The 19,023-nt window shown below is 43.0% G+C and carries 14 protein-coding genes; 8 read left to right on the top strand and 6 right to left on the bottom strand.

Annotated features, from left to right (window positions below; translation table 11 throughout):
• Positions 1–82: 82 nt before the first annotated feature.
• From HG263_RS04535 to HG263_RS04510, 6 genes are all read left to right on the top strand, one after another.
• Complete coding sequence (locus tag HG263_RS04535; protein WP_171624855.1) at positions 83–952, top strand: TolB-like translocation protein; 870 nt, start codon at positions 83–85, stop codon at positions 950–952.
• 59 nt (positions 953–1,011) lie between these two features.
• Positions 1,012–1,881 (top strand): PD40 domain-containing protein, encoded by an 870-nt coding sequence (locus tag HG263_RS04530; RefSeq protein ID WP_171624915.1) that lies wholly within the window; start codon positions 1,012–1,014, stop codon positions 1,879–1,881.
• 262 nt (positions 1,882–2,143) lie between these two features.
• Positions 2,144–2,536: an ACT domain-containing protein gene (locus HG263_RS04525; protein ID WP_171624854.1), complete on the top strand. Its 393-nt coding sequence runs from the start codon at positions 2,144–2,146 to the stop codon at positions 2,534–2,536.
• A gap of 55 nt (positions 2,537–2,591) precedes the next feature.
• Positions 2,592–3,020 carry a GFA family protein gene (locus tag HG263_RS04520; RefSeq protein ID WP_171624853.1) on the top strand — a complete coding sequence of 143 codons (429 nt, stop codon included), beginning with the start codon at positions 2,592–2,594 and terminating at the stop codon, positions 3,018–3,020.
• 124 nt (positions 3,021–3,144) lie between these two features.
• Positions 3,145–3,978, top strand: a complete 834-nt coding sequence (locus tag HG263_RS04515; RefSeq protein ID WP_171624852.1) for a DUF6279 family lipoprotein — start codon at positions 3,145–3,147, stop codon at positions 3,976–3,978.
• Between the two features lie 21 nt (positions 3,979–3,999).
• Complete coding sequence (locus HG263_RS04510) at positions 4,000–4,311, top strand: DUF2834 domain-containing protein (RefSeq protein ID WP_171624851.1); 312 nt, start codon at positions 4,000–4,002, stop codon at positions 4,309–4,311.
• Between the two features lie 64 nt (positions 4,312–4,375).
• Here HG263_RS04510 and HG263_RS04505 read toward each other — a convergent pair whose 3' ends face one another.
• Positions 4,376–7,321 (bottom strand): TonB-dependent receptor domain-containing protein, encoded by a 2,946-nt coding sequence (locus HG263_RS04505; protein ID WP_171624850.1) that lies wholly within the window; start codon positions 7,319–7,321, stop codon positions 4,376–4,378.
• A 440-nt stretch (positions 7,322–7,761) separates the two neighbouring features.
• Here HG263_RS04505 and HG263_RS04500 point away from each other — a divergent pair, with 440 nt between their 5' ends.
• Positions 7,762–8,184 carry a helix-turn-helix domain-containing protein gene (locus HG263_RS04500; RefSeq protein WP_171624849.1) on the top strand — a complete coding sequence of 141 codons (423 nt, stop codon included), beginning with the start codon at positions 7,762–7,764 and terminating at the stop codon, positions 8,182–8,184.
• Positions 8,185–8,436: 252 nt separating this feature from the next.
• Here HG263_RS04500 and HG263_RS04495 read toward each other — a convergent pair whose 3' ends face one another.
• Together HG263_RS04495 and HG263_RS04490 are read right to left on the bottom strand one after the other, a co-directional pair.
• Positions 8,437–10,842 (bottom strand): putative inorganic carbon transporter subunit DabA, encoded by a 2,406-nt coding sequence (locus HG263_RS04495; protein ID WP_171624848.1) that lies wholly within the window; start codon positions 10,840–10,842, stop codon positions 8,437–8,439.
• Positions 10,843–10,855: 13 nt separating this feature from the next.
• Positions 10,856–12,388 carry an NADH-quinone oxidoreductase subunit L gene (locus HG263_RS04490; protein WP_171624847.1) on the bottom strand — a complete coding sequence of 511 codons (1,533 nt, stop codon included), beginning with the start codon at positions 12,386–12,388 and terminating at the stop codon, positions 10,856–10,858.
• A gap of 97 nt (positions 12,389–12,485) precedes the next feature.
• Between HG263_RS04490 and HG263_RS04485 the strand changes: the two genes are divergently transcribed.
• Positions 12,486–13,373, top strand: coding sequence for a LysR family transcriptional regulator (locus HG263_RS04485; protein WP_171624846.1), 888 nt, complete (start codon positions 12,486–12,488; stop codon positions 13,371–13,373).
• Between the two features lie 65 nt (positions 13,374–13,438).
• Here HG263_RS04485 and HG263_RS04480 read toward each other — a convergent pair whose 3' ends face one another.
• The 3 genes from HG263_RS04480 to HG263_RS04470 all read right to left on the bottom strand — a co-directional run bounded on the left by HG263_RS04480 (position 13,439) and on the right by HG263_RS04470 (position 18,937).
• On the bottom strand, positions 13,439–14,134 hold the full coding sequence (locus HG263_RS04480) for a VC0807 family protein (RefSeq protein ID WP_171624845.1): 696 nt from the start codon (positions 14,132–14,134) through the stop codon (positions 13,439–13,441).
• A gap of 280 nt (positions 14,135–14,414) precedes the next feature.
• Positions 14,415–16,802, bottom strand: a complete 2,388-nt coding sequence (locus HG263_RS04475; RefSeq protein ID WP_171624844.1) for a S8 family serine peptidase — start codon at positions 16,800–16,802, stop codon at positions 14,415–14,417.
• Between the two features lie 260 nt (positions 16,803–17,062).
• Positions 17,063–18,937 (bottom strand): choice-of-anchor I family protein, encoded by a 1,875-nt coding sequence (locus HG263_RS04470; RefSeq protein WP_171624843.1) that lies wholly within the window; start codon positions 18,935–18,937, stop codon positions 17,063–17,065.
• Positions 18,938–19,023 lie beyond the last annotated feature (86 nt).

Raw genomic sequence — 19,023 nt, 5'->3', positions numbered from 1 at the left:
GTTACTTTTCTTATCATGAAGCTCAGTGGTTCTCCACCTCAAGTGGATAATTTTAATTATTGAAAAGTAAGGATAAATTTAAATGAATGGTGCCAGTCGTTTAGTCCTTTTGTGTTTGTTAATTGTAAGTGGGTGTGGGGTCAGTCAAGAAGCGCCCGATCAGAAACTCACTGGGCCCTATCTAGGGCAAATGCCACCAGGTGCTACCCCTATCGCATTTGCCCCAGAAATTGTATCTACACAAGGGTGGGAGGTCAGTGGTGTGTTTACGCCAGACCTTCTCAACTTTTATTACATTCGCAGAAATAAGCAAAGCCAAAAGCAAGAAATCGTTGAGTTTAAAAATATAAATGGGTATTGGCACGAAAGGGTTTTTTCAGCGCGCAATGGTACACCATTATTTTCACCTAGCGGTGACATCATGTATCTGGGTAAACGTTTTCGAAAGCGCACAGACAGCGGTTGGTCTGAATTACAGCCATTGGGTGGCGCACTGGAGAGTTGGCCCATTATGCGTTTATCGGCATCTGCCAATGGCACAGTGTTCTTTGATGAATTTAAACAAGATTTGACGGGCGATATCCGTTTCGCTCGATTAGTGGATGGCCAGTATCAAGCGCCACAATTACTCAATAAACTGATCAACACAGGTAGGAGCTTTCACCCATTTATTGCACCTGATGAATCTTATTTGATTTTTGATAGTAAGCGAGAAAATGGCTTTGGTGATTCTGACTTATACATCAGCTACAAGCAAAAAGAGGGGACTTGGGGAGCGCCAATTAACTTAGGCGAAAAAATAAACACCAACGCTTGGGAGGCGCTTGCGAGTGTGACGCCAGATGGCAAGTATTTATTCTTTAACCGTCAAATGTCTCAAGGTGGATATGGAGATGTAGATATATTTTGGGTCAGCGCTGACATTATTGAGCAATTGAAGCCGGCAAGCTAGTGATTGTCGCATGAGCTCTGTCTTTAATTATTGATAGTTAAGGAAAAATTTTGAAGTCTATGATAGGTCGAGTATTTATATTAGGGGCGGTGTTCGTGTCTGGGGTGAGTGTTAGCATGATAACATCGCAGGCATGCGATAAACCATATTTTTGTCAGCAGCCGCCAAAGTTAACACCACTCGTTTTTGCGCCGGGTATAGTGTCTACAAAGCACCGAGACCACAGTATCTCTTTTACCTCGGACTTAAAAGAAGCTTATATTTCAAGACGAAATGTAGATACGGGCAAGTGGTGGTTGATGCAGTTTAAAGTAGAGGACGGTGGTTGGACTGAGTCTACCATTGGCCCAAGAGTGGGCAGGCCGATATTATCGCCTGATGGGCAAACCATGCATTTAGGTAATAAATATATGACCCGCACGGACGAGGGGTGGTCTGAAGTAAAAAGCTTAGGCGCAACATTTGCTCGAAGTGATTGGGGAATTATGCGTTTTTCTTCATCCAAAAGCGGCACTTATGTATTTGATGATTATAAAAACAATGATGTGCTGCGAATTTCTACTTTGAACAATGGCCTGCGCGAAAAACCTCAGTTACTTGCGCCACATATCAATTCAGGTATGTGGACTGCGCACCCTTTTATTGCCCAAGATGGTTCCTATTTAATTTGGGACAGTGAAAAAGAAGAGGGTTATGGTGATAAAGACTTATATATCAGCTTTCGTCAACAAGATGGAGCTTGGGGGCCGGCTATTAACATGGGCGAAAAAGTTAATACCGACAAAATAGAAACGGGGGCTTATGTTTCCCCCGATGGCAACTATTTGTTTTTTAACCGAGGGCCAACAGAAAAAATGAAGGGGATCGAGCCTGAAAGCAATATTTATTGGGTGGATACGCAAGTGTTATGGGATTTAAAAGATAAATAAAATAGGTACTTTGTTAACGGTTTTGAGTTAATAGCTTTCGCCAGCCAACCACATTCGCAGGGCCTTATTTGCGGATGATGAAATTGCGAATAATACGCCCTACAAAACTTTGATCTATGCTGGCAAGTTTAATGATTTTATTTGATTCGTTGACTGTCCAAGAGACGCTTTGCTTAATATAACGCAATGGGTCTTTTTAGGGATAATTCTTATGGGTATAGTTGGTTTAAAAAGTACCAGTTAAAATAATGATGGAGAAGGTATGGCGGGTGAAATGAATTTAGAGGTGTTATTAAGCGCTATGCAACCGGAGCTGCTAGACACTGAGTTTGTGTTTGTAACCATAGCGGGTGGGCAATATGGCGATGCAGCACAGCTGAGTCCCAAAGCGATGTTTTTAGAACACGAAGGCATGACTTTGGTTATTCCTAAACTAAAGGCTGACGAGTTTGGACATCATTATGAGTGCGTTTTTCAGTGTATTACGCTTAATGTGCACTCAAGTCTAGAGGCGGTCGGTTTAACGGCGGCGTTTGCTAGCAAGCTGGCAGAGCATGATATTAGTGCGAATGTACTTGCTGGGTACTATCACGACCATATTTTTGTACAGCGTGACAAAGCGCAACAAGCAATGGTTGCATTGAATGCTATTTAATCTCTGGTTTGCTTACAATGCATTAAAAAGGGTGTTTATTTAACAAGGGGTAGGTATGCGAGGGGTATGTTTATGTGGCGCAGTTGAATTTTCAATAACGGGTGAGTTACCAAATTTTTATCAATGTCATTGCTCGTTATGCAGAAAGCTGTCGGGGTCTGCATCAGATACAGCCACTTTTTTAAATGCCGAACAATTTAGCTGGGTAAAAGGGCAAACGTTTATAAAGTCTTTTAAATTACCATCGGGCTACCGGTCGGATTTTTGTAGTACATGTGGCAGTACTGTGCCGCATTTTATGGAAAATGGACGGCAATATTGGATACCTGCTGGCTTACTTGAAGGTGCATGTGACGCCAAGGTATCAGCGCACTTATATGTTGACTCAAAGGCGAGTTGGGATTGTATATCTGGTGATGCACAGCAATATGAGCAGATGCCAGCAATGGACGAACTCAATAAAAAGCTACAAACAAAGCAATAATCGCAGTGACTGCAAATAGAAGCGCACTGTTTGGTATTTTGAAACATTTACAGACACTTTTTTAATCCATTTTTAAAAACAAGGAGTATAGACTCAAATGAATCAGTGATCTGGTAATATAATTATGAGAAAAATACTTATACTGATCGCGCTATTATTTATGGCCGGTTGCTCAACAAAATTTGTATATAAGAATTTAGATTGGCTGACCTATTGGTATGTGGATGATTATATATCACTCACAGACGAGCAAGAGGCGCATTTTGACAAGCACCTGCAAACGTGGTTGGATTGGCACAAAAGCCAAGAGATAGACGCGTATATAGCTCAGCTCAATCACATAAAAGAAGATGTATCGGCTGGTACAATCTCGCCAGAGCGGGTGTCATATCACCAAGAGCAGATGTTGGCACATTGGTATCGGTTTAGAGATAAAATAGTGCCAGACTTGGCACGACTGGCGCCTTTGCTCAGCAAATCGCAAATCGAAGAGCTATTTAACGCGTTAGCCGAGTCTGAATCTGAATCAATAGAGAAGCGCCAGCAGCGCTCAGTACAAAAACGCAAAAAACGATGGCTTAAAAACCGTATCAACAATCTAGAGCGTTGGTTGGGTAACTTAAATGAACAGCAGAAAATGTTAGTTGAGCAGCTTTATACGCAACAGCTCAGTACCGCTGACTTATGGTATGACTATCGCGTTAGTTACCAGTCCCAATTAAAGACCCTGTTTGAGAACTCTAATCGAGATGAAGAATTTGTCAGCGATTTACAGAGTTTACTCAGTAATCCAGAACAGTTTCGATCGCAAGAACTAAAAAAACGTATTACTCACAATAAGCAGTTAGAATACCAATTTCTTACAGATATTTATCAAAGCTTGTCTGAGAAACAAAAAGCACACTTGCTTGAAGAGCTAGATGAGCTGATTGATGACTTAGCGTCACTAAAAAAATAACCGCGATGCGAAGGAGCGCATATGAAGCATTTCTACTTAACATGCTCATTGTTGGGAGCTTTTATTCCTTTAGCTGTCTTTATACCTTGGCTAGTTGATAACGGTGTTGCTATTGAACTTTTTTATCAAAGTGTGATTGCAAATCCAATTAGCTTGTTTGCATGGCTAGATGTGATTATAGCGGCACTAGCACTGATTGTTTTTATTGTTGTTGACTCAAAAAAACACCAAGTTTCGGGTTACCAATTGGCAATATTAGGCACATGCTGTGTTGGTGTTTCGTTTGGCTTGCCGTACTATTTACATTTGAAGTGCATCAATGATAAGAGATAAATTTTAATGGGTTAAAAAGGCACTGAACAAAGGTGTCAGTGCCATGGAAGTGACATTGTGCTACTTAAAATTCCCAGTTAAAGCTGGCAAAGTAAGTTCGACCAAGGGTGTCAAACAAACCGCCATCAGTACCTAAATAATAGTTTGCACCGCCGCTATAAGCATTGGGCATTTGTGGTGTCTTTTTATCAAAAACATTATTTGCACCAACGTTTAAGCGCATTGTTTCACTGATATTATACGAGGCCGTTAAGTCTGTATAAAACATACTCGGCGTTTCATGCGGGTTTACATAAGAGGCGGTATAGTTTTCTCTATATCGCTGTTCACCCACATACCGAGTTGCTGTACCAACCCTAAATTGCTCGTTTTCGTAACTTAAATTAACCGTTGCTTTCCACTCTGGGTGTGCGAACAGACCTACGGTCGGTTCAAGCTCAAGGGTAGGGTCTGTTTGAATATCGCGACGGATCAGTCTTTGCACAATTGTATTGATGGCGAATGTGCCACCCAACATATCAAACTTATAGTTAGCAATGATATCCAAGCCGCTTGTGCGTCTTTGGTTTAGGTTGAGTGTTTTTAAATTAACATGAGTAATAATGCCATCGGGCTGGCGTGTTAATAGTGCACAAAACTGGTTATCTAAAGAACTTTGCTCAACACAAGAATCAACAACGGTAGCAACGTTAAAGTTATCTATTAAACCTGATAGCTTTATATCCCAATAGTCAAATGTCAGCTCTAAGTTGTCTATTGCAGTGGGGGTGAAAACGAGACCTGCAGTAAGTGTATTGGCTGTTTCCACATCAAGGTCTTGGTTGCCAGAACTAACGATTGTACCTGGTTGGTACCAGCGAATGTCACTGGTTGTCTCACCAATTTCATTGGTAAACACATTCACACCCAATTTTTTACAGTTTTCAACCACTTGAGCGCTAGCAGACTTTATACGGTTTTGGCTGCATGGTTGGTACAGCCACTCAAAGCCTTCGCCTTCAGTAGTAAATTGCTCATTGATGTTGGGCGCACGGGCTGAACGAGAGCGTGATATACGCAGTGTTACATCATCGATAGGTTGCCATACAGTACCTACATTCCAACTGGTATTTTGACCCGCTTCGCTATAGTGCGCAGAGCGTACCGAGAGGTTTAGGTTGAGCTTTGATGCTAAGAATACATCGCTTAGAAGTGGAATGTTGGTTTCTAAAAAAACGTCTTTTACATCGTATTCACCAACAACTGGTTGCTCTACGGCGTATGAAGCACTGATCCCATCTCTGAGCGCCTGTGATGGGGATGTTTCACTGCTTTCTTTTCGGTATTCTGCACCGACAGAAAGCGCAATTGGGCCAGCCCAAGTTTCAAACAAATCGCCACTGGCATGAAAGTGGGCCACTTTTTGAGTTTGTGACTCGGTTGAGGTGTGTTCTAGCTTGACGTAGTTGAGTAGCTCATCAGACATCGGCGTAAAGACATCATGGGGGATACAGTTGCTATAATCTCTGCCAGCAATAGGCGCTGCACTGGCATCAATAGTAGCTCGACATACTGCATTGCCATTTTCATCTCGAACAGAGTCTAAACTTGCACGCCAACGGTCTTCGTAGTAGCTATTTACTGTCGTGTTATCAGAGCTAGCTTTACCGTATTGGGCATAAAACTCCCACTGCCAGTTATTGGCAAATGTCCCTTGCAATGAAGCAACAATTTGCAACACATCTCGCTCGTAGTCAGTGCCTTGTTGGCCCATTTCAGTAAAGTGACGGGCAATAGGTAAGTATGTCATTTCATACTCATCCATTTTGGCACCGAGATCAGAGCGAATGAACGCATTGTCTCTACTTAGCGGCACGCTACCATACAGCGAATTTGGAAATACGCGAGATTCCGACTCTGTTTTTACATACTTGCTATCTAGAGAAAAGTGGTAGCCAGAATCAAACTCGTAATTGATTGTATTGTTGAACATGGCTTTTTCAACGGGGACACGTAAACGTTGAAATTCATAAGCGCCTAATTGCTCACCACCTTCATCGGTTTGTATTCCCGTTAAGCCGTTTTCAGGACGATAAAGTTCACCGCTGTTACCTAGCTTGACTGGTCGCATTGAACCATCGGCATTGAATGTGTAGGCAATACCACCGATAAATACCACGGTAGTGGGGCTTGCAGTGATTGAGTAGCGCCTAGCCGATAAATTATTTGGGATATTGTCATTGTCGGTTATGTCGGTAACTTCTTGTGACGTTTTCCCTTCAGCAAACAGTTTTTCCTTGAGTGCTAGGTGTTCAGGGTTTGGCAAATAGCTCCAGTTTGAATTTGTGTAAGGGCGGTCCTTGGCATTGATTTCTTCTTCTTTATCGTACGAGAAATAAAACGTTGCGTTACCCTTATCATCGTTGAAGTTTAACCCATGAAGAAAATTAAAACCGTGCTTCTCACCATCAGATCGTGATGATATTCCCGCAGAAACGTTTAGCTTTGAGCCAACATAGTCTGTTTTAGTGATGATGTTGATGACACCTGCAACCGCGTCGGCACCATATACCGATGATGCACCACCGGTTAAAATTTCAATGCGCTTTATAAGTCCGGTTGGGATTGAACTTATATCTACCGTACTTTCACCCGGGATCGAGCCAACATGTCTGCGACCATTGACCAAAGTTAACGTACGTTTCGCGCCTTGTCCTCGCAAATCTTGTGTGCTCATCCCCGCGTTGCCATTGTAGTTGCTGGTGCTTGAACTTAATCCAGGGGCCATAGAGGGGAGTTTGTTTAGTAGTTCCGCGATATCGGTTGCGCCACTTGCCTGAATTAAATCTTCGCCAATAACAGTGACTGGAGAGGGCGATGCCGCTTCAATACTTAGCAGTCGGCTACCGGTCACGGCAATACGCTCGACGTTATCCATATCTTTATCTGATTCAGTAGCGTGTACATAATTCGCTGCACATGTTGCGAATACACCAAGCATACTTATGCATATTTTGTTGTGTTTTAGCACGTTTTTACCTTTTTTGTTGTTGTCGGAGGGGCTACTGTATTACAGTTTCCCATATGGGAATATTGGTGGATAATGAATACAATATTTTTTGGTGTGCCTTTTTGTTTACATTAATTTCACCATGGGTTGATGTTAAGGTGGTTTAGTGGAAAGAGTTGTTACGTAAAGTGGGTGTTTGCTAACTTGATTTGTGTGTAAATGTACTGGTGATTTTATTGGTAGTGCTTTTATTTGTATATCTTGTTATTTGTGGTTTATGTTGTTTTATTTTGTTCTTATATTGGATGTTTTTTGCTTTTAATGGTTTTATTTGGGGTTTTTATTTCACTATTGTTGATTTGCTTGTTGTTAACAATCTTGTCGTAATAGTGTCGTATTTATGGAGCTAAAAAAGTGTATAGATTTAGCTACAAGCATAGAGAAGTGAGTGACTTTAACGTATGAAAATAAGTGCAAAGCGAGTTGTTGAACTGAGAAAGTCTAGGTATTGGTCGCAGAGTAAACTGGCATCAATGTCAGGGTTGAATTTAAGAACAATACAGAGGGTTGAAAGGGAAGGTGTTGCATCAAATAAGTCAAAAATTGCTATTGCAGAGGCACTTGGCGTAAATGTTAGCGAACTATATATCAATACATCATCAAGTCAGTATGAATTTAAAGTACTCGAGATTGCATTGGATAGAAACATTGCATTAGATCTCAATAACCCGCTGGTACTAGAACTCAGTACTGAGCTTAATAAGCACGGTCAAGCGGGCTGGAAGTTGGCGCAGATTATGGTGCCAGAAGCAATTATGGGGAGTTTTGCTGTACCCAGTCATAAGCTCCTTGCCGTGATGCAAAGAGAGATCCAGGAAACCTAGAGATTATTTCTCTATTTTCATTAAGTGGTGTTTTCAGTATCGTGGCTTTTTATGACTTAAAAAACGACGGATAGCAAAGCGGGTAGTGAGGTGGTGTTGAATATTTATGCTCATTTGGCTGTTTGACAAAGTGGCCGCAATAATGGCATTTTTTATCGATTAGTGGGTAACTAAACCAGATGTGATTGATGTTTGGTAAACAGCGCAATTGAGAGGTGAGGCCAACGACTTAAGCCGTTGGCTCACTGTATTTTATATGCGAGACCAAGTTTTTTGATGATATTGTCGTAACCCGTCATCAGACCATTGCCATAGGTATAGCCACTGGTTGTTAATCAGCTGCTGCACATCAGGGTGTTTAGAGATGATGCGCTCAATCAACGATTTAGAGGCACGTACTACTACGGTTAGGCGCATAGGTTCGTGCATCCACTTTTGTCCATTGTGTACCGACTGAAGCGGCAAGCCTATTCTGAGATCGCCCCCTTGACCTTCAAACACACCTATATGACCACCTACCGCGTTGTGTAGAACCTTGTTACCGCTACCAAGCTTATCAGGTGCACTCACCGAAGCGTTATATTGCATATTGATCCAGTTTGTTACGAGCATGGGGGCCGTGAGCAGCAGCTCTAGGGTGCTGCCGTCTGGGTCTAGCGTCTCATCATAGGTATGTAAAAAGGTTCGACCATTAAAATCAACACAGCGAGTTAAATCACGAGGCCCGATGATAAATGCGGCATTGTTAGCTAACCCCCACTCTGGGCGGGTTTCTGACCAATCAAGCTGACGACGATTTAACGCTTTTGGCAGAGAGTCTAACTGTTGTGCAGTGGCTTGATTAAGTCGTATTGCTCGCTCCTTTTGCGTTGCTGTCGTGGCGTGCTCGAACCACTGACTTACCTGCTGGCTAACGTGCGATAGAATACTCACTTCATCTGTTGTGGTATTGTGCACGGCTGGCACAAAACGCGTGGTTTCTGGTAGTTCAACCGCTCTCGCTGCAAGCTCAGTGCGTACCGCGCTATCGTTGAGCAGTGAGCACAATACTCGCACGTTAACTTCACCACTTTGGCCGCCACAGGCGCCGCAATCTAGGCTAGCCGCGTGCAAATTGTTTTCATTGTGGCTGGCGTGGCCCACAAGCAGCACGAGTGGCGCGTAACTGTTAAAGCCCAATAGGTGCAAAACTTTTTGTGCTAAATCAGCTTTTTGCTCGGTGGTTAATGGCGCACTATTTTGTTCTATTTGCCACTCATCGGTTTGACCTACGGCGCACAGCACTTTATTTGATCGTTTAGGTTTGAAGGTGCGCTTGATGATTTTTGCCAATGCCATCCAGCCAGCTGTTTCAACGATTGGTAATGAGCTGGCAGGATGCTTATATACTTGATCCCAATGTCCAGCTTGATGTCTTGACGCCAGTAATGAATGAGGAGTGTTAACAGGCGATACAGATAAAACAGGCGCGAGTAAGCCGGGAAGCTGTGGTCTATTCAGCGGGCTGTCCTTGAGTTTTAACTCAAGTGGTAAGCCAAAGAACCCCGCAAAGCCGTGGGTCTGAATTGCTTGGTCTTGTGCTTCTAAGTGGCGGCGTAATACCTCTGAACGTACATCAATACAGAACACCGCCTGTAATTGTGTATCAGACATTGCACTAGGGCTTGAAGCGTTGCTCAGCTTAGCCGCCAGTTCGTTTTGGTATTCAATCTCTTTTGCTCGCCACCAGATAAATTGATAACTTTGTTGCTCATTAATTGCAGACTCGCGCGCTTTGATGTGTTGTAGTTCAAATCGCCATTGTTTATTAATGCGTGAAAAAAGCGCTTTGTTGCTCTGGCGCAAATGCTCGAGTAACACTAACTCCCAGCCCAGCTTTATGGCTATTAAATCTAAGTGCCAAGCAGCGGGTTTGCCATATAAATTGGCCTGCCAGTTTAAATAGGCGATCCAGCTTGCCCAGCCATTGAGTTGCAGCAACAGGTTTTTGCCATAATATGGCCATGATTCATGGGGGAGCGCGAGTGTTTGCTCACATTTGTCTATTAGCACTGCGGCAGACTTTGGTAAAGCCGCATACTTATGATGCAACTCTTTTATATCCAGCAGCAGCGAAATACCTTTATCTTGTGCGACAAAATTTTGATATTGCTCATAGAGGTGTTCTGAGGTTTGCGCCGTTGGGTGGCTGTCGTAGTGTTGAAAATACCAGGCACAAAATTGGCTAATATGAGAGTTTAGCTCTTTGGAAATACTCAATTGCGTGGCGCTACTTTGTTGCTCAACATATGAGATAAATGATAGGCACCGCGTATCTGAAACACTCATATTGGTTGAGGTTACGACAAATTCACTCGGGCTTAAGTGGTTGAACTTTGGATGTTCTTTGATTGCTTGTGCAAGTGCACTATCTGAAATTTCCCCGCCATGAAACTGTTCAACATAGCGTTTGCACGGCCATAGCATATCGATATTAGCAACGGCTTTTAAATGTGCTGCTACGTTGGCAATTGGCTTATCTCGCATTTGCCAATACGGGTTGACGGCGATCATTTGATCTAAAGGCCAATTTGGCGCAATTTGTTGGCTAACCTGTTTTAATGTGTCTAATAGCATAGGTGTACCTGCCACTTGTTTTGGGTCTAAAGCAATATTCACGGCTAGCTCCTTATTAATTACGGTTGTTGTAGTTAAGGTGCGCAGAGCTCAATTTAGTCGGCCACACTCGCTGCGTAAGTCGGGTTAACCATTCGTCTAGGTATAGGCCCGCAAAAAATGCATTTTGAAAACGAGACGTTATGCCACTAGATTGCTTTTTATGTAGTTGATTGGCACAAATCAGCAGCAGTATTACGATACTAATGAGATATAGATCGGCCCAGATATTGACGCTGCCAGCGTGTGGTAAGTTGAACCAGCTGCTAGCAAATGACTTCCACGTTACTATAAGAGCTATCATAAATATCGCGCTCATTAACGCCGCCAGTTGATTTTTAATAGAGTGTGCTTGGCCGTATAAATGAAAGCTCAGACCAACCCCTAATAAAAGCCACAATGAAAGTGCACTGTGTACCAGTGTTGAAGCACTGACTATCAATAAGGTGCATATGACTACGCTAAATACGAGTCTTAGGCGTGAGTGACTAGAGGACTTAGCCAGTAGCACATTTTGATACTGTTGTACTGTGCTACCGGCGAACAAAAATGCATGCGCTTTGTACAGTGAGTGAGCGATTAAATGTAGCAGCGCGAGCTCGTAGAAACCTAACGCACATTCAATCAACATAAAGGCCATTTGTGCGCTGGTAGACCAAGCAAGTTTAACTTTTACACTCACGCGCGTTTGCATGATCAGTGCGCTTAATAGCAAGCTTATACCTGCCAAAGCAAGTAACAGGTTATTTGCCAATGAGCTGAGTTGCATAATGGGCGCAAACGAAATTAACAAGAAGCCACCTAAATTGATCACGCCAGCATGTAGCAGAGCACTGACAGGTGTAGGTGCATCCACCACTTGAATTAGCCAACCGTGCACTGGAAGTTGCGCACATTTGAGCACGGCTGTTAATGCGATAAAGCAGGCGGCCAAAGTTAGGTCGCTAGATGAGGTCAGCTGGCCACTGCTCACCATTTCCAAGATAACTGAAATATTTGCTGTGCCTGCCTGTTCATAAATAAGCCAACAGGCGATTGCTAAGCTCAGCTCACTGGCTCTGGCAATGATGAATTTTTTGTGCGCAGCTAGCAGTGTGCGGGCGCGAGTAGGGTAAAACACCAGTAAACGATGCAGCGATAGGCTGATCATTATCCAACCAAACAGCAGTAACAGTAAGTTGTTTGCCAATACAGTAATAAGTACCGCAGATAGCGTAAATAGCAACCAGCGGTAGTAATAGCCAAGGCGAGGTTCTCCCACCATGTATTGACGGCTAAACCGAGTTACAACCCAGCCTATGCCCAGCACCAAAGTGACAATCACCCAAGTTAATGGTGTCAACCGTGCCTGTTCTAGCGTTACCGTGGGAGATAAAACCGCATAAAGCAGCGCCAGAGTTGTAAAACTGCCGATACTAAGCTGCAAACCAAACAACGCCTTCTGGGCAATCAGTGCTTCTTTTCGAACTGTCCAGCCAGCCCAAAACCCAATAACGGCAGGTGCTAAGGGAACCAATAACAATAACGCAAAAACAACATACTCAAGCATGGTGACCTCCATTTATATTTTATACATTGTGCTTGAAGACACTTGATAAAATAAAATACATATATTTTAATTAACCGTTCTATATAAGAGAACGGTTATGAGCAGACTCAATTATCATCACTTGTACTATTTTTGGCGTGTTGCCGTGGTTGGAAACTTAACGCAAGTGGCCAAAGAACTGCATTTATCGCAATCAGCGTTATCTACACAAATTCGTGCGTTAGAGCAGCGTTACGGCGTAAAGTTGTTTGATAGAGTAGGGCGCACCTTGCGCCTAACTGATGCAGGTCAGCGGGTATTAAAGTATGCACAAGATATTTTTAGCACCGGCGATGAACTTGAGCAGGTGCTTAAATTTGGCGTTGTTACGACTAAGCAGTCTATTTCGATAGGGGTTTTGACCCATTTATCACGTAACTTTGTTGAAGGCTTTATTGCGCCGTTACTTGCCAAACAAAATGTGCAAATTAAGCTCTCGAGTAGGGGCTTAGTCAACTTGCTTGATGGGTTAGTTAACCATGAATTTGATTTTGTGCTCACTAATCGCATGGTTGGTAATGATAATAATCAACAAGCGTGGCAGCATCAGCTATTGCGTCGCCAAGCGATTTCTATTGTAGGCCCTGCAGGGCAAAAGCCTGATACTGCATTTCCATTAGGGTATGACAATATTAACTGGGTGTTGCCCGCGACCAATACTGAGGTACGCTCGGCTTTTGATTCTATTTGTGCAGTTAATCAATATAAAGCGACCATACTCGCAGAAGCTGACGATATGGCGATGTTACGATTGCTCAGCCGAGACAGCGGTGCTTGCGCGGTGTTACCGCCGTTGGTGGTATTAGATGAGCTAAAAAATGGGCTGTTAGAAGAGTATCAAGTGCTGCCAAATGCTTATGAACACTTTTACGCAATATCGCTACCTAAAAAGCATCACTCAGATGCGGTGCTTGATTTACTCAGGCTGGATGAAAGTAGTTTATGAGTTTAAATTTAAGCGTTGCAAAGTGTTAGCTGCTCAAGCGTGCGTTGAGCAGCTGAGTATGTGCTCTATTGTTCTATCAACATCTCTTCGACCTTTAATCCCGTCAGTTTTTTCAAAGACGAAAATAGGTAAAAAAGCGCGGCAAAAAATAACACCATGGTAGGCAGTACAATCACTGGGTAACTTAACGCGGTCATGCGACCTAGCTCGTTGTTATATGCCTCAGTGCCCGCAGGGCTAACAACAATCATTTTCGCCAGTACATAGTTAAGCACAGAAGATAAAAAGAACGAGCCTGCAAGAATATTAGACGCGATCACTTGTATTTTGGGGAGCTTTTCGCGGTTACCTTTTTGCTCCAGTGCCTGTTCAATCTTTTTAATATCCATCACGCTTTCGTTAAATAGCATGGTTTTAAGCAGTGGATATTTGGTGTATTGGCTCACAATCACGGCAACACCGATTAAGCCCGGAATGGCAGCCTCTTTAATCGCAATGTATTTGGCGTCCAATTCAAGCAAGCTAATCCCACCTGTGAGTAATACAGATACAAATCCAAGTGCTGATAGAAAGTTGAATTTACCTGTTTTTTTACGCTCCCACAGGCCAAACCCAAGCGGAAATAACAGGGCAACAATTACGCCCAACGTTGGCCCTAAATGCGCCTCACCAGAGAAACGCGTTAAAATAACAACGGGAATAATAATGTTAAAAAGAAGCTGGCTAAAAAAACCAGATGGTTTGTTATTGGTTGATGACACGTACGCCTCGGCGAGTTGAAAAATAATTATCGAGTGTACGGTAAATTGCAGGTAAGCCGCAAATGCTTGGGATAAAAAGTGGCTAGGTTTTCGATTATCTAGGCTCTTTTGTTAGATAAACCAAAGGCGCCCGACGTTTGAGGTGAGCCGCTTGGCAACGGTTAATTTGACATTTCACCTCACATTAAAAAAGTGCACTCACTAGTGTGATGCACTTTTGCTAGATAAGCGTTGTTGCTACTGAGTTAGACTATCAATCTAACTCAGTCAAAATATCATGTTAGTTTGTCACGCTATTAGAGCTAGCAGATGCACCATAACATACGCTTTCCAAACAAGCTTTGACACGGTATTGTCTTGTGCCTGAGTTCAAGTTAGACCAAGAAATGGAAGAATTAGAAGTGGTATACTTGTAATCTGTCCAGTTATTCGAGTTGTACTTAATAGAGACTGCATATGAGTCTGCTCCCGTCACATCTGACCAATCAACCGTAATGGTATTACCTATTAGGGTTGCGACAGGTGTACTAGGCGTTGCTAAGCTAATGAATGTTGAGTTTGATACCGTAGATGCAGCAGAGCAGTGATCATTGTAACATGCTTTCACCTTGTAAGAGCGAGTGCCCGCAGGGAGGTTTTGCCATGTTATTGAGTTGGTATTACTCGTAAAGCGGTAAGTTGTCCAATCGTTGCTATTGTACTTGATAGCGATCTGATAGTTATTAGCAAAGAAAACAGCAGGCCATTGCAGCGTGATAGACGAGTTAGAAACACGTGCGCTAGGTGTTGAAGGCACATCTGGCGCTATTATCACAAGTTTGGAGCTCGCAGATGCATTTGAACAAACTTGGTCATAACATGCTTTTACTTTATAAGCTCTCGCACCTGCAGGTAGGTCACTCCAGGAAATAGATGGCTGTTGTGCTGTATATTTAAAGTCGGTCCAATCGTTGTCATTATATTTGATTGCAAGTAAGTAGTTGTTAGCGTTATTAACGGCATTCCAGTTTACCGTTATATTATTGCCTGTAACTTTTGCTGTTGGTGCATTTGGGGTGTTGGGTGTAGGTGGTGTGATATAAGTGATTTGTGATTCATTAGATGTAACAGAGCATCTATTTAACCGACAGGCTCTAACTCTATATTGATAGTTGCCTGGAGTGAGATTGTGTTGTGTGTAAGAATTTGAAGTAACCGATTTGGTAAAGCCGGACCAGTTTTGCTGGTTATAGCGTGAAGATATGTAATATTCTTCAGCACCTTGCACAGGATCCCACTTCAATGTAAGAGATGTACGATTATTGATATGCGTAGATAATCCAGAGGGCTTAGCCAGCTTAATGGAGCTTTCCATAGCTGCCGCAGAAGAAAATAAATCTAGTCTCGGAAATTGTAGGTTATTTCTACCATCAATGATTTTCCGCCCTTGAAGCTCTAAGGCATTTTCAATTTGGTTGGCTGTCAGTGTTGGACGGATAGACTTAAGCACAGCAATAGCCCCTGCAACATGCGGAGTTGCCATCGAAGTGCCCGACTTAACAGCGTATCGACCACCAGTTACAGATGACAAAATTGACCTGCCAGGAGCAAAGATATCAACTAAAGAAGAGCTGTTTGAGTATCCATTGATCGTATCGTTATTGTCATTGGTACTTCCTACAGTTATTGCACTTGGTATGCACCCAGGTCCGTTAACACTATCTGAATAGCCATCATTACCTGCTGCAATAACGGTTAAGATCCCTTTTTCTCTGAGCGAATTTACGGCGTCAGCTCTAATGTCTGTGTTACAGGCACTGGAATACTGGCCACCACCTATACTAATGTTTATAGCGGCGATATTGTTGGTTTGAGCATTATTGAGTACCCACTCAAGTGCTGCCAACTGATCCGAAGAGTATGATAAAACGCATTCTCTACCGCCACATGCGCTATAATTAGCGCCAAAACGGGAAAATACTTGTACAGCAACAATGTTTGCTTCGGGTGCCACACCTTGCATACCTGCGTTACTACCTGCTGCAATACCGGCTACATGAGTTCCATGATCGCAACCAGTAATACCCGTCGCTGAGCAATCAGCTGCAGCTCCTTGACCAAATTGTTGAGTTCTACCATTTGGACAAAGAGTTGTTGCAGAATGACCGGAATAGTTGGATGAGAAACAGGCTTCTTCTACGACGCGATTTGCATAAAAAGGGTGCCAAGATTCTACGCCTGTATCTAAAATAGCGATTGCTTGACCTCTACCTGTATAGTGAGCATTATGAACGACACTAGCACCTATATGTTCTATAGATTCATTAAGTGTTGGTGGTACAGGCGTATCTTCTTGTATTTTGGTAATATAGCCAGAGTTTATTAGTGCATCTAATTGCACGGCGGTTGCTTCATACACGGCTGCGTTAAAAGAAGGAATAGATCTGACCGCATTGATACCTATGTTACTTTGTATCATATTTAGCTGGTTACTAAATGCACTTGTAAAACTTAAACCATTTTTAGTGTCTTCCCCAAACTTCACGATAACTCGTACCGAACCATTATTATGGGCTTGTTGCATTATTGCTGAGAGATGTCCAAGTGGAGCATTACCAGAGCTAGCTTGAGAGTGAGTTGTTCCAAGTACAAGTATGGAAGACATAAGAGTACATAAATATTTATTCATAAAAAGATCCTTTTTGTTTTGCCTGAAGTGGCACGATTAGTCTATCTTTGTACCCATTTCATGTCCAATGGGTGTTGGCTTTATTTGAGTAAAGTTAGGTGGCGCTGTGGCTTATCTACGTTTCGGGGGTTATGTTGGTTAAGCTGCCGATTAGCGGTACTAGATATAGTTAGCCTATGACCTTCGCTAAAGGGGCTTTGCTTACTTTGTGCAACAAGAGGTGTACTAACTGTGCGCCTCTTGTTGCTAGTCTTTTGCACCTAGTCTTTTAACGCGATTTGCCACACGGCGACTGAGCCTGAGATCTCATTACCGATAATCAGTAGTGGCTTGCCTGTTGCACTTTGCTCTGCTGGAACAAAGGTCATACCTTCAGGTGCCAAATCGCCGCTGATCTCAGCGCCTTCAACCGTACCACGGTTATAAAAGTAGTCAGCAAATTTCACGTCATATGGGTTGGTAATGTCATAAACCATTACGCCACCCATGCGCTCTAGGCCAACAAATGCAAATAAGCGTTCACCTATTTTACCCAATGCTAGCGCTTCAGGTTCTGGGCCTTTGGCGTCAGAGCGGGTATCACCTTCGTTGGTGTCTTCATCGTTGTTAAATGCGCTACCATGGATTGATGCGGTAATACGTTCAATTTGGTCGCCAGAGTCAAATACCACCATGCCATTGCTATCCCAAATGGTGAATGAGCGGGCACCATAGGTATAGAGCTGCTCGTATTGACCATCATTATCGATATCGCCCTTAACTGTGGTCACTTTTAAGCGGCCGATATCATCATTGTCATTGTTTAAATACGCAAAGTTATCTGCAAGGGTGAGTTTTTTAGCGCGGCTTTCGTCAACGTAAGCAAGGCAACCATCGTCTTTGTCGTAATCTAAGCCACCTTTTGCCGTACATTCAGCTTCATCTTTGCTATCAAAAAAGTATTCACGGCCATCACCTTCGTTGGCACTGACGATAAAGTTAGCACCTTTCCAAGTAAAGTTAGCGATGGTGTCGGGTTGGTACATGCCATACAAGCCCGGGTATTTTCTAAAATTAATTTTGCCATCTTTGTCAGAAGCATCCATGGTCAGCGCTGACCAATCCTTAAATCCAAGGCCCATCAGTTTTACGCTGTTATCGCTTAAATCAACTACCGCAATGGCATTGTTTTCTTGAATAGAGACATAGGCATAGCGGTTGTCTTTGGAAATGCTCACATACTCAGGCTCAAGATCCATGGCAACCGTGGTGTCGATAAGTTTTCCGTTGATGGTACGGCCTGTAGGATTGGCAAACACCATGCCTTGCGCTTCAAGTTCTGCTTGCTTGTTGTTAAATGCTTTAAAGTCGATGTGTGTAGCTGTATCGGCTACCACGGCGTTAGTGATGTTAATTACACTAATTGTACCTTCAGGGTCAACGCTATAGTCGCCAGCAGGTTCGCCTTCGTTAGCCACCACCACTTTAGTACCGTCGTGGCTAAAGGTTACCATGTCGGGTAGTGAGCCAACTTGCACATTTTTGATAAATATCGGTGTGTTACCCGCGATATTATAAAACGCGATATGACCTGCTTCGCCAGTGGTTTTTGACGCCATGGCTACAGCCAATAGTTGATTGTGACTATCAATGGCAATGCTATTTGCATCTCCAGGGGTGTGATCATTCAATTTGAGGGTGAAGGTGCTACTTAAGTTGGTGCTGGTGGCAATGTTTTCGTTATTTCGAGCCAGCGCCGCGCTGTCAAAAGTTGTTGCAGGAATGATATCAACAACGGCTTGCTCACCTGAGCTATTAATGGCATAAATCCATTTTTTAGAGGCTTGATAGGCCACTATTTCGGCTGCACCTTCGGGGCTTTGTGCATTAAGTACCGCTCTTCCAACAAGCTGAATATCAAGTAGTCGGTTGGCGTCTTTACCATTTTGACCGTCGACGCCGTTTTGCCCACTCGTACCATTTTGTCCATTAGTGCCATTACTACCTGCTGGCCCTTGTTCACCAGCAACGCCTTGTGGTCCTTGTGCGCCATTTTTACCATCATCACCATCTAGTGAACAGCCAGTCACCATGGAGGTAATTGAAAGTGCAATGAGAGAATATTTTAAAGAGTGTTTAAATGAATGGTTTAACATGTGAGCCCCTTGGTATTTTTATTAATTTTAAAAAGGGGACAGTCAAACACAGCATAGTGACTTTTATATGACTGTATTATTTCATT

This window comes from Pseudoalteromonas caenipelagi, from assembly GCF_013140855.1.
GTDB lineage: Bacteria > Pseudomonadota > Gammaproteobacteria > Enterobacterales > Alteromonadaceae > Pseudoalteromonas > Pseudoalteromonas caenipelagi.
Note: the sequence above shows the minus strand (reverse complement) of the source record. Positions and strands in the feature narration are given on the sequence as shown.